Origin of the sequence: Pilosibacter sp. YYHA0881, from assembly GCF_051602715.1 — a bacterium.
GTDB lineage: Bacteria > Bacillota > Clostridia > Lachnospirales > Lachnospiraceae > Alitiscatomonas > Alitiscatomonas aceti.
Genome location: NZ_CP175657.1, coordinates 2,673,892 through 2,689,724 on the forward strand (window position 1 = coordinate 2,673,892; position 15,833 = coordinate 2,689,724).

The following is a 15,833-nucleotide window of genomic DNA, read 5'->3' on the forward strand; positions in this document are numbered from 1 at the left end:
TCTGGGGAGGGGATCTGTTTCTGAATGCGGCAGTTCAGCTGTGTATCTTAAAATTCTATGAAATCCCTTTATTTCCCTTTCTGTTTATGGTAAAATCGGCTGAACAGCCATGAAAGGAATTGAGAAAAATGATAAAAAGAAAACTTATAACAGCCGGTTTTGTGATCGCCATGGCAGCCATGGTCATGTCTGGATGCAAGAGCGGAGGTACGGATAAAGAGACAACGGCGGCAGCGGCCGGAGAGACGGCGGGAAGCCAGGAGAGCGGGACTGCCTCTGGTGAAACAAAATCGGAGGAGGAGCTGACCGATGAGGCCAGCCTGGAGCTGGGAAATTATAAGGGTCTGACCCTTACGGCCGTGAAGGCTGGAGTGACCGACGAGGACCTGGAGGCGGAGCTGGAAAACCTGAAGGGACAGTATCCGGCGGAGGTCACCGGACGTGCAGCTAAACTGGGCGATGTGGCCAATATTGACTACGTAGGGACCAAGGACGGCGAGGCCTTTTCCGGCGGGACTGCGGAGGGCTTTGACCTGGCCCTGGGAAGCGGCACCTTCATCGACGGTTTTGAGGACGGCGTTGTGGGAATGAACGTGGGAGAGGAAAAAGACCTGAACCTCACATTCCCGGAAAATTATAAGAGTGCAGATCTGGCGGGACAGGAAGTGGTATTCCATGTGACCCTGAATGCCATTAAGAACGCAGAGGAGACCGCCATTGATGATGCTCTGGCAAAAAGAGCCATGGACGACGAGAACGCTACCCTGGACCAGTTAAGGAGCCAGGTGTATGGCGGCCTCGAAAACCAGGCGGAGAGCAATTTCTTTAATGAGGCTGGAAGCGAGCTCTTAAACCAGGCCATTGAAAATTCCAAGGTCACCTGCGATCCTGACGCTGTGGACGATATGTATGACCAGCTTGTGACCACATACACTGCTTATGCAGGCCAGTATGGAATGGAGCTGGAGGAGTTCTTAAGTATGTTCCTTCAGACCGATAAGGCGGGCTTACGGGCCACTGCGGAGAACCTGGTGAAGCAGGAGATGGTGCTCAACGCCATTATTGAAGCCGAGGGGATCAAGGCTACGGATGAGGAAAAGGATAAGCTGGCCCAGATGAATTATTTTGCCGACGCCGAAGAGATGGTCTCCACCTACGGGGAGGAGTCTGCCAACCGTCTGTTCCAGATGGGAGCCGCGTATTACTATCTGATCGACAATGCCGTACAGGGAGCGCCTGCCGGGGCAGGGGAGACTGTGGAAGGCCATACAGAATCCCAGGCAGCAGAGACGACGGCTCCTTAGGAAATGGATGCGGATACCATATGAAAAGAAAAGCCTTATTTTTTGATATTGACGGAACGCTTCTGAGCGATCATAAAAAGGAGCTGCCGGAAAGCGCGGCCCGGGTCATTGCCCAGGCGCGCCGGGCGGGCCATCTGGTATTTATCAATTCTGGACGGGCCCGATGCCTGATGCAGGAGGTGGAGGCGGCTCTTCCGGTGGACGGCTACCTCTGCGGCTGTGGTACTTACCTGGAGATCCAGGGGAAAAAGGTCCTCCACCATGTGATCGGGAGAGAGCGGAGGCTGGAGCTCCAGAAGAGCATCCTGGCCCATGATCTGGATGGGATCCTGGAAGGGCCGGAGGGCTGTGCCGTACAGAGCCAGGTTTCCCGTCTGGAGGAGATGGAGCGGGTCAAGGAGCTGTTTATAAAAAGTGGTGTGGTCCGTCCGTGGGACTGGAAGAAGGAAGCGGCGGAGTTTGATAAATTCTGTGTTCTGGCAGATGAAAAGAGTGATGTGGACGGATTCTTAAGATCCCTGGCTCCGGATATGGCGTACATAGACCGGGGACGCGGGCTTTATGAATGTGTACCCGCAGGCTATGACAAGGCCACGGCCATGGAATTTATCCTGAAATATTTCCGGATCCCCCGGGAGGAATCCTATGCCTTTGGAGACAGCGCCAACGATCTGGCTATGATCCAGTATGCCGGACATTCGGTGATCATGGGGCAGCATGACAGGATCCTGGAACCCTATGCATCTTTTATCACGAAAAATGTGGAAGATGATGGAATTGCATTCGCTTTCGAGAAACTTAAAATTGTCTAATTTCAATAAAAAAATATAATTTATGTCGAAAATTGCGAGCGATTTTCCTTCACTTAATGAAAGAAATGTATTAAGATAGGCTTGCGCACATGACGAATGCGAAGGGGGCCAGACGATGAGAATGGAGGAACGGCTTGCTGCCCTGGAGTATGAGAACAGAAAACTCCGGGCAGACAACGAAAAGCTTCATGCCATCCTGAAACAGATGCAGATCACGCTGAACCGGCTGATCAGCTGCTATATTGTTGAAGCCAGACGATGAATGACTGAAATGGGAAAAGGGGCGCTGACCTGTATGGCAGCAGCCCCTTTCTGGAACGGATCAGCGGATGATCCCGTTGGTATCGGTGACCCAGATCTTTCCGTTGGCGTCTTTGAAGTCTTTATGCCCCCGTCCCAGCTCCGGCTTTTCAGAGGAGGTGGAGGAAGAGGAGGCTCTCTGGATATTTCCGGTGGTATTAACAAGATAAGAGGTTCCGTTTAAGTCTGCGGGAGCATACCGCTGGTCCGCAGGCGCGTCCTGGCGTTTTCCGTAGACATAGAGCACGTTGTCCTTCAGTCCGTGGTAGCCCTGGCCCTTTTTCTCGCCATCCGTGTGGAAGAGCCAGCTTTCGGTCTCTCCAGTTTCTTCATTATAGATATTCTGCTTTCCTGTCTTCATGACGCCGTCGTCGCCAAAGAAGAAGTTGGCGATGGAGTCTCCTTCCAGGTTTACGACCTGGCGGCCAGTCTGCATTTCACCCAGCTCGTTGAACGCATATTTTTTTCCCTGGATCGTAAAAAGCTCGTTTCCTTTTCTGGAGGCGTGATATGGGCGGCCTTCTTTAAAATAGAAGGTAAAGGTCTCGTCTGTCTGATGGATCCCCTGGATCCCTTCCATGATCCGCCATCCCTCGGCACGTTTTCCGTCGCCGTCCTTTCCATAATACTGATAATCCGCAATGGAGGCGGAGGCGGCGTTGCTGTCTGTGGAAACCTCTGTTTCCGGCATCTTCACCCAGCCCGTCTGCATCTTCCCGTCGATGAAGGTATAATAGTCGTCGCCGATCTTTTTGTCATACTGGTTTTCTACCATCCTTCCATCGGAATTAAAATAATGCCAGCTTTCGGAGGCTCCGGGACTGGAAGCGTTTTCCTCCAGCTTCACCCAGCCGGTCTTCATGCGTCCGTCGGTTTCACCGCCCAGGTAATAGACGGCTCCATCGATGACGGTCTTACCAGTGGCCATGTGGCCGGATTCGTTGAAATAATACCAATTTTCATTTAATTTTATCCATTTAGAAATAACAGATTTTCCGTTTTTATCAAAATAGTACCAATATGAAGCCGGTGTTTCCGGAGAGTCCATTTCGTCCTCATTCTGGAGCTCCACCCAGGTGTTTTTCACCATTTTTCCGTCTTCCCCCACGTAATAATCGTCGATCTTCTGGTTTCTGGCGATGGAGCCCTCCTCGTCCAGATAATACCAGTCGTCTCCGTTCTTTCTCCAGGAATCCGTGGTGAGATACCCGTCCTCATCGTAGTAGGCCAGCTGGCCGTTTTCCTCAGTCCAGCCATAAGAAGCGGCCAGTACCCTGCCTGTGTGGTCCAGGCCGGAAAAGGCAGGGGTCAGGGCCATAATGGCAGCAGCAGACAGAACTGCAAAATATTTTGTCTGTTTTTTCATAATCGATTCTCTCCTTTTTGTGGTCCGCACCAGAAAATGCGGGCGGTTGTTCCTTACGCGGTGATTATAACAGCGGTTTATGGGAGAAATCCAGTGAGGGTTGCTGGCAGAGCTGCCAGTCTGTGACAGATACCGGGAGCCCCTGCAATGAATGACTGGACTGGACGGGAGTGATGTGGTACAATGTCTGAAGGAAAAGAAGACATTGTACCACGGCGCATACCGGTTTCTGCGTTCACCGCGGAAATCCGGGCGCACAGATCCCCCGGAGGGGTGCTGCATCGTGCCGATGCAGTACAATGTCTGAAGGAAAAGAAGACATTGTACCACGTGTCTGAAGGAACAGGTATATCATGTACAGGCGCAGTGCGCTGGAGAGGAGTATACGTTTTTATGAGAATGAAAGTTTCCGACTACATTGCAAGGAAGCTGGTGGATGAGGGGATTTCCGATGTATTCATGGTCACCGGAGGCGGGGCCATGCATCTGGACGACGGCCTGGGCCATGAGCCGGGCCTCCACTGCACCTTTAACCACCATGAGCAGGCGTGTGCCATTGCGGCGGAATGCTACGCCAGGATCCACAATAAGATCGCTGCGGTCTGCGTGACCACAGGACCAGGCGGGACCAACGCCATCACCGGCGTGGTGGGCGGCTGGCTGGATTCCATCCCCATGCTGATCCTGTCCGGACAGGTCCGCTACGATACCACAGCCAGGAGCACAGGCCTTGGGATCCGCGCACTGGGAGACCAGGAGTTTGAGATCACAAAGGCCATTGACTGCATGACAAAATATTGTGAAATGGTCATCGATCCCATGCGGATCCGCTTCTGCCTGGAAAAGGCCCTGTATCTGGCCCAGACCGGAAGACCCGGTCCCTGCTGGCTGGATATCCCCTTAAACGTCCAGGGAGCATATGTGGAGACAGAGGAGCTTTTAGGCTTTGATAAAAACGATTACGAGGCAGGCGGCACCGGCTGGTCCGTCCATGGCTCCGGCTGCGACGGCTGCGGTCTCTGTGCAGGAAAGCTGATCCAGGGAAAACCTGCCATGATCCCAGAGGATGAGGCTGGAAAAGGTGAAAAGAGAGAGCTGCTTCCGCCGTCCGTATCCCTGGATCTGGCCAGAGAGATCGTGAAAAAGGTGAGAGAGGCCAAGCGTCCTGTGATCAATGCCGGAAACGGCATCCGTATCGGAAAGGCCTTCGACGTATTCCAGAGAGTGGTTGAAATGCTGGGAATCCCGGTGGTCACCGGCTGGAACAGCCTGGACTGCATGTACGACTCCCATCCCCTTTATGTGGGCCGGGCGGGCCATATGGGCGACCGTCCCGGAAACTTTGCCGTACAAAATTGTGATCTTCTCCTGTCCCTGGGAAGCCGTCTTTCCATCCGTCAGGTGGGTTACAACTATCCGACCTGGGCACGGGAAGCCTATGTGATCTATAATGATATCGATGCAGAGGAATTAAAGAAGCCCACAGTCCATGTGGATATGCCGGTCCATGCCGATGTAAAGGATCTTCTGGAGAAGATGGAAATGGTCCTGGAGGTAGAGGCTGTGTCCGCAGACGGAGGCCCCAAAGATAAGGAAGCTGTGGACTGGTGGATCTCCCGCTGCCAGCAGTGGAAGGAAAAATATCCGGTGGTGCTCCCGAAGCACTATGAAGCCGGAGAGGATCAGCCGGCCAACATCTATGCCGCCATCAAGGAGATCAGCAGAAGGGCTGAGGAGGATCAGATCACTGTGGTCGGAAACGGTTCCCCCTGCGTGGTGGGCGGTCATGCCTACGAGATGAAGAAGGGGCAGCGGTTCATCAGCAACTCTGCCATCGCTTCCATGGGCTATGACCTTCCGGCGGCCATCGGCGCCTGTCTGGCAGACCATACAAAGGATATCATCCTGGTGACCGGCGACGGCAGCATCCAGATGAACCTGCAGGAGCTGCAGACCATCATCCACAACCATCTGCCAATTAAGATCTTCCTGATCAACAACGGCGGCTATCATTCCATCCGCCAGACCCAGAAGACCCACTTCCATGAGCCGTTGGTGGGCATCGGCGTGGACAGCGGAGACTTAAGCTTCCCGTCCATGGAGAAGCTGGCCTGGGCATACGGCTATCCATACGTGGCCGCCCATCACAATTCCCAGCTGGGAGAGGCTGTGGAACAGACTCTGGCCACAGACGGTCCTGTGATCTGTGAGATCTTTGTGGATATGGAGCAGAATTTTGAACCCAAGGCTGCTGCCAAGATGCTGCCGGACGGAACCATGGTCTCCGTGCCTCTGGAGGATCTGGCCCCCTTCCTTCCGGAAGAGGAGCTGGCAGAAAACATGATCATTCCCATGATCAAGCCCCAGTAAAGCCCTATTAGGAGAAGTATATGAGAATCGTTATCACCGGCGCCACAAGTTTTGTTGGCGCCGCTGCCATTCAGGAACTTTTAGAAAACGGCCATGAGGTGTACGCCGTGGTCCGTCCGTCCTCCAGGAAGCTGGAGACACTGACCGGCCAGGAAGCCGGGAAAAATGCCTTAAGGGAGGGGCGTCTGCACATTGTGGAAAATGACCTTTCCGCCCCGGAGCTTCTGACAGAGAAGATCCAGGGCTCCTGCGATGCCTTCTGTCATTTTGGCTGGGGCGGATCCGGAAGCGGGGCCAGGACCGGGGAGCAGCTCCAGGAGGAAAATCTGCGGGCCTCCCTGGATACGGTCCGGGCTGCAAAGGCGCTGGGCTGCCGGAGGTTCCTGTTTTCCGGCTCCCAGGCGGAGTACGGAATGCATCAGACCAGGATGACGGAGGAAACGGAATGCGCGCCCAGATCGGCCTATGGAGAAGCCAAGCTCCGGATGCGGAGACAGGGAGAGGCGCTTTGTAAGGAACTGGGGATGCGCTATATCCACCTCAGGATCTTCAGTGCCTACGGTCCTGGCGACCATCCGTGGACGCTGGTGGAATCCTGCCTGGACGCCTTTACTGGAAATGCGGCCCTTTCTCTGGGGGCCTGCACCCAGAAATGGAATTTTATTTACATTACCGATCTGGCAAAGGCGGTGCGGGCGCTTTTGGAGACGCCGGAAGCGGCCTTTGAGGGACTCGGAAATCCGGTCTTTAACGTGGCCGGGGACGATACCAGGCCATTAAAAGAGTTCGTGGAGGAGATCCACAGGCTCTGCAAAGGAGGCGGAAACTGCCTGTACGGAGACAGGAAGGAGAACGCCGAAGGGGCCGTTAATCTGATCCCGGATATTGGAAAGATCTGCCGGATCACCGGCTGGAAACCGGAGACGGCCTTTGGAGAAGGGATAAAAAAGACCCTGGAAAGCCGATAAATATTGACAAATCCTTTTTTTTGGATACAATGATAAAAGCTAAAGGTACTAAACGGCGAAACGCCGAGTAAAAGAAAGAGACAGACACAAAATGAAAAAAATCAGCGTATTGATCCCATGCTACAACGAAGAAGAAAACGTGGGACCCATCAGCGATGCCGTCATCGACATCATTACCCGCGAACTTCCCATGTACGACTATGAGCTGGTGTTCATTGACAACGACTCCACGGACAGCACAAGACCTCTTCTGCGGGAGCTGTGCAAAAAGAACCCGAAGATCAAGGCTATTTTCAATGCCCGGAATTTCGGTCAGTTCAATTCGCCGTATTATGGGATCCTCCAGGTGACAGGCGACTGTGTGATCTCCATGGTGGCCGACTTCCAGGATCCGGTGGAGCTGATCCCCCAGTATGTCCATGAGTGGGAGAACGGCTATAAGATCGTCATCGGCATCAAGACCAGCAGCAAGGAGAATCCGTTCATGTACTGGCTCAGGAGCTGCTACTATAAGCTGATCCGCCGTCTTTCTGACGTAGAGCAGATCGAGCACTTCACCGGCTCCGGCCTTTACGACCGTCAGTTCATCGAGGTGTTAAGGAACCTGGACGACCCGACGCCGTTTTTGCGCGGCATCGTGGCGGAGCTGGGCTTTAAGCGGAAGGAGATCCCCTACGAACAGCCGAAACGCCGGGCCGGAAAGACCCATAACAATTTTTACCGCCTGTTTGATGCGGCCATGCTGAGCTTCACTTCTTATACGAAGGCAGGTCTGCGGCTGGCGACGTTCTTTGGCGGGTTCTGTGCGGCGGCAAGCTTCGTTATCGGCATCATCTACCTGGTGATGAAGCTGTTATACTGGGATCGTTTTGCTGCCGGCATGGCGCCGCTTCTCATCGGCGTGTGCTTCCTGGGATCAGTACAGATCTTTTTCATTGGCCTTCTGGGCGAATATATCATGAGCATCAACACCCGCGTCATGCACCGTCCTCTGGTGATCGAGGAGGAGCGGATCAACTTCGGTGGCGGACAGGACGGGGAAGCAGGATCAGAGGAGTAATATGAAATATAGCGTAGACGTGGTGCGTATCCGCGAGAACGCCATCCAGCTCAACGGATGGGCCATAGGAAAAACGCCGGAATCAAAGATCACATATGAGGTAGAGGATGGGGACCACAGGCCCCTGGATTTCAAATACGTGTCCACCAGGCGGGATGACGTGAGCCAGATCTACTTTAAAAAGACCGTGGACCAGGACCTGGGCTTTGACATCCAGTTTCCCTATGAGAGAGGACGGGACTATTATCTGGTCATCAGCGGCGATGGAAGGAAGGTCCGGGTAAGGTATAACGAGGAGCTGATCGCAAAGCGTTCCAGCGTGGCCCACAAGAGACGCCAGAAGATCCTGGACCTGATGAACATGGAAACGGTCCATGTGGCCTGGGATTTCTTTAAGGAAAACGGATTAAAGGCCCTGATCGTGAAATCAAAGCATAAGCTCCAGGGGATCGACAGCGATTATGATTACAGCGAGTGGCAGGAGCTGACAAAGCCCTCAGCGGAGGAGCTGGAGGCCCAGCGGAAGGCCGTATTCCCGTATATGCCGAAGTTTTCCATTGTGATCCCCGTTTATAAGACTCCGGAAAAATATCTGAAGGAAATGCTGGACTCCATCCTGTCCCAGACCTATGGAAACTGGGAGCTCTGCATCGCCGACGGAAGTCCGGCCGGAGAGAGCGTGGAGCGGATCTTAAAGGCATACGCCAGGAAGGACTCCAGGATCCGGTATAAAATCCTGGGAGAGAACCTGGGCATCTCCGGAAACACCAACGCGGCCCTGGAGATGGCAGAGGGAGATTACATCGTCCTGGCGGATCATGACGATATCGTAACAGAAAATGCCCTGTATGAGTGCGCGAAGGCGGTGAACGAAAATCCGGGGGCAGATGTGCTCTATTCCGACGAGGACAAGCTGGATATGGACGGCGGAGCCTTATTTGATCCCCATTTTAAGCCGGATTTCAACCCGGACCTTTTAACCAGTGTCAACTATATCTGCCACCTGTTCTTAGCAAAGAGGGAGCTGGTGGAAAAGACCGGGGGCTTTTGTCAGGAGTTTGACGGGGCCCAGGATTATGATTTCATTTTCCGCTGCACGGAGCAGGCAGAGCGGATCGTCCACATCCCCATGGTCTTATATCACTGGCGCTGTCACCAGGATTCCACGGCCAGCAACCCGGAGAGCAAGCTCTATGCCTTTGAGGCAGGAGCCCGCGCCATTATGGCCCATTATGAGCGGATGGGGATAAAAGCGGAAAAGGTAGAAAAGGGTGTGGATTACGGGATCTATCACACCACGTTCCAGCTGGATGGAGAGCCCCTGGTATCGGTGATCATCCCCAATAAGGACCACCGGGCAGACCTGGACGCCTGTATCCGCCCCATGCTCCAGAAGGGGACGTATAAGAACCTGGAATTTATCGTGGTGGAAAATAACAGTACAGAGCCGGAGACCTTCCAGTATTATGAGGAGATCCAGAAGGAGTTTTCCAATGTCCATGTGGTGCGCTGGGAGCGGGAGTTCAACTATTCCGCCATCAACAACTTCGGAGTGGCCTTTGCAAAGGGAGAATATCTCCTGTTCATGAACAACGACATCGGGATGATCGCGGAGAACTTTGTGGAAGAGATGCTGGGCTTCTGCCAGCGGGACGACGTGGGGATCGTGGGAGCCAGACTCCTTTATGAGGACGACACGATCCAGCACGCCGGCGTGGTCATCGGCTTCGGCGGCATCGCCGGCCATACCTTCATCGGCCTCCATAAGGCGGAAAACAGCTATTTCCACCGGGCCATGTGCGCCCAGGATTATAGCGCCGTCACTGCGGCCTGTATGATGAGCAAAAAATCAGTGTTTGAGGCAGTGGGCGGCTTCACTGAGGAGCTGGCTGTGGCCTTCAATGATATCGATTACTGCATGAAGGTGCGGGAACAGGGAAAGCTGGTGGTATACGCTCCCTACGCGGTGCTGCACCATTACGAGTCCAAGTCCCGGGGCCTGGAGGATACGCCGGAGAAGGTGGCCAGATTCAACCGGGAGGTGGCTGTCTTTGCCAGGAGATGGCCGGAGATCCTGAAAAACGGGGATCCGTACTATAATCCCAATCTGACTCTGCGGAAATCTGATTTTTCCCTGCGGGATCTGAAAAAGGAGAAGATCGGAGAGCCGTATAAGCTGGAGCTGCCGGAATCCGCAGAGTAGCGGGAATTTTTGGAGACCAGCGGACAGAAAGGACAATATGGAGATAAAGACAACCATTATCATTCCCAATTACAACGGCCTTTCCTTCATGGAGCCGTGCTTTGAGTCCTTAAAGGAGCAGACCGTCAGGGATTTCAAGGTCCTGGTGGTGGACAACGGTTCCACAGACGGCAGTGTGGAGTGGCTTAAGGAGCACCGGGTCCCGTCGATTTTCCTTAAGGAAAATACAGGGTTTTCCGGCGCAGTCAATACGGGGATCCGGGCGGCGGACACGCCCTATGTGCTTCTTTTGAACAACGATACCCGGGTGGAGCCGGGCTTCGTGGCAGCCATGGAGCGGGCCATGGACCAGTCGCCGAAGATCTTTTCCGTCAGCAGCCGGATGATCCAGATGTATCATCCGGAGCTTCTGGACGATGCCGGAGACATGTACAGTATCCTGGGCTGGGCGTATCAGAGAGGTGTGGGCCGTTCTGTAAACCTTTACCAGAAGTCCTGTCGGGTCTTCAGCGCCTGTGCCGGAGCGGCCATTTACCGCCGTGCTGTGTTTGATGAGATCGGCCTCTTTGACGAGCTGCATTTTGCCTACCTGGAAGATATCGACGTGGGCTGGAGGGCAAAGCTCTACGGCTATGACAACGTTTACTGTCCGGATGCAGCAGTATATCATGTGGGCAGCGGCACCAGCGGCTCCAGATATAATTCCTTTAAGGTCCGCCTGGCGGCCAGAAACTGCATCTATTTAAATTATAAAAATATGCCGGGCTGGCAGATCCTCTTAAATGCGCCGTTCCTGCTGGCTGGGATTTTCGTGAAATATCTGTTTTTTGTGAAAAACGGATTTGGTGGGGATTATGTTTCCGGTCTGAAGGAAGGGATCCGTACCAGAAAACAATGCCGCCGGGTGCCGGGGCTTTTGAAGCGTTTCGGTGCGGAGCTTAAGGTCCAGTTTGAGATGATCTGCGGCACCGGGCTTTACGTTTACGAGTTCCTCAGACGTCAGGCAGCCAAAAGAAAATGACGTTTTTCCAAAAATCTTAGACATTCTTAAGAAATCGTTTATAGGAAATGGCTCCCCGTTCATGCTATACTGTTGATAATTGCGGGGCAGTCATGTGATTACAGGGATCGGTGAACAATATGATCAAGGATAATCAGTCGGGCCTGAACCGGCTGCATGTGGTCCTGGACGCACTGGTGACGGTGGTTTCCTACCTTTTGGCATGGTACATCGTCATCGGAAGCGGATGGGCAAGGCAGCTGGGAAAGAAGACCCTGGAGATGGAATTTTACCTGGGCGCGCTCATTGTGATCGTCCCAGGTTATCTGCTTTTATATTCATTCTTTAATCTTTACACCCCCAAACGGGTCCTGGGACGGAGAAATGAATTCGGAAAGATCTTAAAGGCCAACACCATCGGTCTTCTGATCTTCGGACTGGTGCTGTATTTTGGAAGAAAAGAGCCGCATCTGTTCAACTTTTCCCAGCGTCTGGTCGTCTATTTTTATGGGATCAATGTTCTGATGATCACTGCGGAGCGCAATGCGATCCGTATGGTGCTCCGGTCCATGCGGACCAGGGGCTATAACCAGAAGCACATCCTTCTGGTTGGATATTCCGGTGCGGCCGAGGGCTTTGTGGACCGGGTGCGGTCCAATCCCCAGTGGGGCTACAACATCCGCGGGATCCTGGATGACAACCGGGAACGGGGCAGCCAGTACGACGGTGTGAAGATCATAGGTACCATCGACGATCTGGAGTATATCCTGGAGCAGAACTCCCTGGATGAGATCGCCATTACCCTGAGCCTGGGAGAATACGAAAAGCTCAGACGGATCGTGGCCTTATGTGAAAAGGCCGGGGTCCACACGAAATTTATCCCGGATTATGGGAATATCATTCCCACGATCCCCTATATGGAAGACCTCCAGGGTCTTCCGATCATCCATATCCGCCATGTGCCCTTAAACAGCCTTCCCAATGCCATGGTGAAGCGGGCGGTGGATATTTTCGGCTCCCTGGTGGGGATCATCCTGTTTTCCCCCATCATGCTGGTGACAGCCATTGCCATCAAGCTCACGTCGCCGGGGCCCATTATTTTCTGCCAGGAACGGGTGGGGCTCCATAACCGGCCCTTTAAGATGTACAAGTTCCGTTCCATGACCGTCCAGGATCCAGGCAAGGAAAAAAGCCGCTGGACAACTCCGGGGGATTCCCGGGTAACCACAGTTGGAAAGATCATCCGGAGGACAAGCATCGATGAGACTCCCCAGTTTTTTAATATCCTTATGGGAGATATGAGTCTTGTGGGCCCCAGACCGGAACGGCCGTTTTTTGTTGAGAAATTTAAGGAGGAAATCCCCAGATACATGATCAAGCACCAGGTACGTCCCGGTCTTACGGGCTGGGCCCAGGTCAACGGATACCGGGGGGATACGTCGATCATCAAAAGGATCGAGCACGATCTCTACTATATTGAGAACTGGACCCTGGGTTTTGATTTCAAGATCATGTTTTTAACGGTATTTAAGGGATTTATCAATAAAAACGCATATTAAACGAGGACAGAAAAATGAATTATGAAGACGAATTAGAGCGCTCCCGGGCAAGAAAGAGCCGGAGGCGTGAAAGCACGGTACATGAAAGGGAGTCCAGAGGAAGCTCTGCGGATCTCTGGAGCGCCACTGCGGAGCCGGGAAGCCGGGCCAGCAGGAGCCGGGCGGCCTCTGCAGGACCGGGCCACAGCAGCCACGGAAGCCACGGCCATAACAGCCACAGGCGGCGGAAAAATTCCCAGAAGAAAAAGATCATCATCGGGGTCCTTGTGGGGATCCTGGCGCTGGTCGCCGTGATCCTGGGCGCGGCCTACGCCTATCTGGACCACCATATGGACATCGCCAACAAGAGCGACTTCGATAAGTCGGATGTGACAAACCTGGAGCTTTCCCAGGAGACCAGGGACAAGATGGAAGAGGGCTTCTGGACCATCGCCATCTTCGGCGTGGATTCCAGGGACAATTCCACCGGTAAGGGAAACCAGTCGGATGTGATCATGATCGCCAACATTGACCGGAAGACCGGAGAGATCAAGCTGGTGTCCGTATACAGAGATACGTATCTGAACATCAACGACAGGAACGTATATAATAAGATCAACGCGGCCTACGCCGAGGGCGGCCCCCAGCAGGCCATCAAGGCCATCAATAAGAATCTGGATCTGAATATCACCCAGTATGTGACCTTTAACTGGAAGGCCGTGGCCACAGGGATCAATATCCTGGGCGGCGTGGACATTGAGATCAGCAAGGCCGAGCACTACTATATCAACGCCTTCATTACAGAGACTGTAAAGGGCACCGGTATTGGTTCCGTACAGATCAAGAAGCCGGGTATGTGTCATATGGACGGCGTTCAGGCCGTGGCCTACGGCCGTCTCCGTCTCATGGACAGCGACTACGCCCGTACAGAGCGTCAGCGCCTGGTGATCCAGAAGGCCTTCGAGAAGGCTGTAAAGTCCGATCTGGCTACCTTAAACAGCCTTGTGGGCAACATGGCGGCCATGTGCGAGACGAATATTGAGACCAATGACGTTCTCGCCATGGTGAAGAATGTGACCAAATACCACCTGGGCGAGACCATGGGCTTCCCGGCGGCCAGGGGAGAGGAGCGGGTGAAGATCGGAAAGAACCGTCTGGCCTGCGTGATCCCCCAGACTCTGGTGAGCAACGTGACCAGCCTCCACAGCTTCTTATTCGGCGAGGAGGACTATACGCCCTCCAGTACGGTCCAGACCATCAGTAAGAAGATCTCCGATGTCAGCGGCCTTCATAAGGCAGGCGAGGAGATCGGCCACGTGGCCACAGATAAGGGATACGTTCCCAAGCCCACCACCACGGCGGCTCCCGAGACGGAAAGCGCAGAGAGCAGCACCGCAGATGAGAGCGCAGAAAGCAGCTCAGGCTCCGAGGGAGAGACCTCTGAAGGAGAGACGCTGGAGTCCTCTGAGGGTGAATCCGGCTCCTCCGGTGAGTCTGGTATGCACGCCGGAGGCTGGGAGAGCCAGGCCACGGACAGCGAAGGAAATCCGGTGCGTCCGTCGGGTCCGGCCCATGAATCCACCGGCAGCCTTCCGGAGGAGTCCAGCCGTCCCCAGAGTCCTCTGGATGTCACAAGGCCCAGTGAAAATTATGGTCCGGGCTTTGAAAGTGAGTCTGTGACCGAGGCCACCACGGCAGGCCGCGAGCCTTCACAGCCCTCTTCCCCGGCGGGAGGAGGACCGGCTGGCGAGGCCACGGTCCAGAGCACGGAAAACAACACGTCGGTGATCATCGTATCGCCCACCAGGGGGAACGAGCCTTCCCAGGCCGCCCCGTCGTCTCCGGCGGACATGACCCTGCCCCAGGGAAACACGGGCGGGCCGTCCGGACAGTAAGATAAATATGGAAAAAGCGCTTCCCGGAGGGATTGGCGGGTGCTCGTAAAACAGTTAAACCCCAAATTTAACTATTTTACGGCATCTGTCAGACGGGGTTGGCTAAACAAAAGTTAGCGATACTTGGTTTGATAACCGAGTATCGCTTCTTTTTTACCCGTAAAAACGCTTTTGTGGAGGTACATATGATGCAGGAACTGAACTATACCCGTTGTGGTGATTACTATATTCCCGATATTCGCCTACCGGAGGAAAACAGACCCATTGGGCGGTGGGGACGGATGCACAGAGATTATATCAAGAAGCATAACCCTATCCTGTTTAACGATCTTTGCCTTAGTGGTGAGCTGTGGACGTATCTGGCTGATCTGAACGAGCAGGCACAGAGCCGCCTTGAACTTATCATCGAGCAAATGAAAGCAGCTGAGGGCGTGACAGAAAGCATGAAGCAGCACGATCAGATGGCATGGATAGGAACTATGAATAGCATCCGCAACCGAGCAGAGGAAATCATCTTCCGTGAAATGATCTATGAGGAGGATGCAATATGAGAATCCTTGAAGAATTTTGGTATGGCAATATCGAGCCTACCGAGTACGATGCATCTTCTTGCAAGGAGTACAAAAAGCTACTGGAGCTGATTTGTAGAAATGAAGAAAAGCTCAAAGCCACCATGACAGACGATCAGAAAGAGTTGTTCGATAAATACGCCGACTGCGTGCGAGAATATCAAACCATCACGGATTGCTTGATATTCTAAAACAGCTTTAAGCTTGGAGCAAGAATGATGTTAGCGGTCATGGAAGAATAATTGAATATACCAAGTGGGGACTTGGGCTCAAATCGGGCATAAGTCCCTTTTTAACTTCCGTTCAAGTTGTAAAACAGATTAGATATTCTAAATCGCAAAGATTAATTTGCGTTTGCAAATATAAAATTTGCAAAACAGGTAGAAATTTTCACATTTTTGTGCCATAATAAAGAAAACTGGGTGATTTAGTACAAGGAGGACTTCCA

The 15,833-nt window shown here is 53.4% G+C and carries 13 protein-coding genes; 12 read left to right on the plus strand and 1 reads right to left on the minus strand.

Going from position 1 to position 15,833, the window contains the following annotated elements; genetic code table 11:
* Window positions 1-128 precede the first annotated feature (128 nt).
* From tig to ACI6NM_RS12465, 3 genes are all read left to right on the plus strand, one after another.
* Complete coding sequence (gene tig / locus ACI6NM_RS12455) at window positions 129-1,304, plus strand: trigger factor (RefSeq protein WP_022273902.1); 1,176 nt, start codon at window positions 129-131, stop codon at window positions 1,302-1,304.
* 20 nt (window positions 1,305-1,324) lie between these two features.
* The gene (locus ACI6NM_RS12460) at window positions 1,325-2,116 is read left to right on the plus strand and encodes an HAD-IIB family hydrolase (protein WP_215654692.1); all 792 of its coding nucleotides are present in this window, start codon (window positions 1,325-1,327) and stop codon (window positions 2,114-2,116) included.
* A 115-nt stretch (window positions 2,117-2,231) separates the two neighbouring features.
* Entirely contained in the window at window positions 2,232-2,378 is a 147-nt protein-coding gene (locus ACI6NM_RS12465; RefSeq protein ID WP_022273904.1) for a hypothetical protein, read from the plus strand.
* 60 nt (window positions 2,379-2,438) lie between these two features.
* Here the strand turns inward: ACI6NM_RS12465 and ACI6NM_RS12470 are convergent, their stop codons facing one another.
* Window positions 2,439-3,782, minus strand: a complete 1,344-nt coding sequence (locus ACI6NM_RS12470) for a PspC-like choline-binding domain-containing protein (protein ID WP_215654694.1) — start codon at window positions 3,780-3,782, stop codon at window positions 2,439-2,441.
* A gap of 393 nt (window positions 3,783-4,175) precedes the next feature.
* Between ACI6NM_RS12470 and ACI6NM_RS12475 the strand changes: the two genes are divergently transcribed.
* The 9 genes from ACI6NM_RS12475 to ACI6NM_RS12515 all read left to right on the plus strand — a co-directional run bounded on the left by ACI6NM_RS12475 (window position 4,176) and on the right by ACI6NM_RS12515 (window position 15,576).
* Window positions 4,176-6,152: a thiamine pyrophosphate-binding protein gene (locus ACI6NM_RS12475; protein ID WP_022273906.1), complete on the plus strand. Its 1,977-nt coding sequence runs from the start codon at window positions 4,176-4,178 to the stop codon at window positions 6,150-6,152.
* A 20-nt stretch (window positions 6,153-6,172) separates the two neighbouring features.
* Window positions 6,173-7,120 carry an NAD-dependent epimerase/dehydratase family protein gene (locus ACI6NM_RS12480; protein ID WP_262427352.1) on the plus strand — a complete coding sequence of 316 codons (948 nt, stop codon included), beginning with the start codon at window positions 6,173-6,175 and terminating at the stop codon, window positions 7,118-7,120.
* A gap of 91 nt (window positions 7,121-7,211) precedes the next feature.
* The gene (locus tag ACI6NM_RS12485) at window positions 7,212-8,180 is read left to right on the plus strand and encodes a glycosyltransferase family 2 protein (RefSeq protein ID WP_022273908.1); all 969 of its coding nucleotides are present in this window, start codon (window positions 7,212-7,214) and stop codon (window positions 8,178-8,180) included.
* Window position 8,181: 1 nt separating this feature from the next.
* On the plus strand, window positions 8,182-10,383 hold the full coding sequence (locus ACI6NM_RS12490; RefSeq protein ID WP_262427353.1) for a glycosyltransferase family 2 protein: 2,202 nt from the start codon (window positions 8,182-8,184) through the stop codon (window positions 10,381-10,383).
* 37 nt (window positions 10,384-10,420) lie between these two features.
* Window positions 10,421-11,404: a glycosyltransferase family 2 protein gene (locus ACI6NM_RS12495; protein ID WP_215654700.1), complete on the plus strand. Its 984-nt coding sequence runs from the start codon at window positions 10,421-10,423 to the stop codon at window positions 11,402-11,404.
* Between the two features lie 119 nt (window positions 11,405-11,523).
* On the plus strand, window positions 11,524-12,942 hold the full coding sequence (locus ACI6NM_RS12500; protein ID WP_262427354.1) for an undecaprenyl-phosphate glucose phosphotransferase: 1,419 nt from the start codon (window positions 11,524-11,526) through the stop codon (window positions 12,940-12,942).
* Window positions 12,943-12,956: 14 nt separating this feature from the next.
* Window positions 12,957-14,816, plus strand: a complete 1,860-nt coding sequence (locus ACI6NM_RS12505; RefSeq protein WP_262427355.1) for an LCP family protein — start codon at window positions 12,957-12,959, stop codon at window positions 14,814-14,816.
* 185 nt (window positions 14,817-15,001) lie between these two features.
* The gene (locus ACI6NM_RS12510) at window positions 15,002-15,367 is read left to right on the plus strand and encodes a TnpV protein (RefSeq protein WP_262427356.1); all 366 of its coding nucleotides are present in this window, start codon (window positions 15,002-15,004) and stop codon (window positions 15,365-15,367) included.
* Complete coding sequence (locus ACI6NM_RS12515) at window positions 15,364-15,576, plus strand: DUF6809 family protein (RefSeq protein WP_262427357.1); 213 nt, start codon at window positions 15,364-15,366, stop codon at window positions 15,574-15,576. The genes ACI6NM_RS12510 and ACI6NM_RS12515 overlap by 4 nt, the downstream gene beginning before the upstream one ends.
* The last annotated feature ends 257 nt before the right edge of the window (window positions 15,577-15,833 follow it).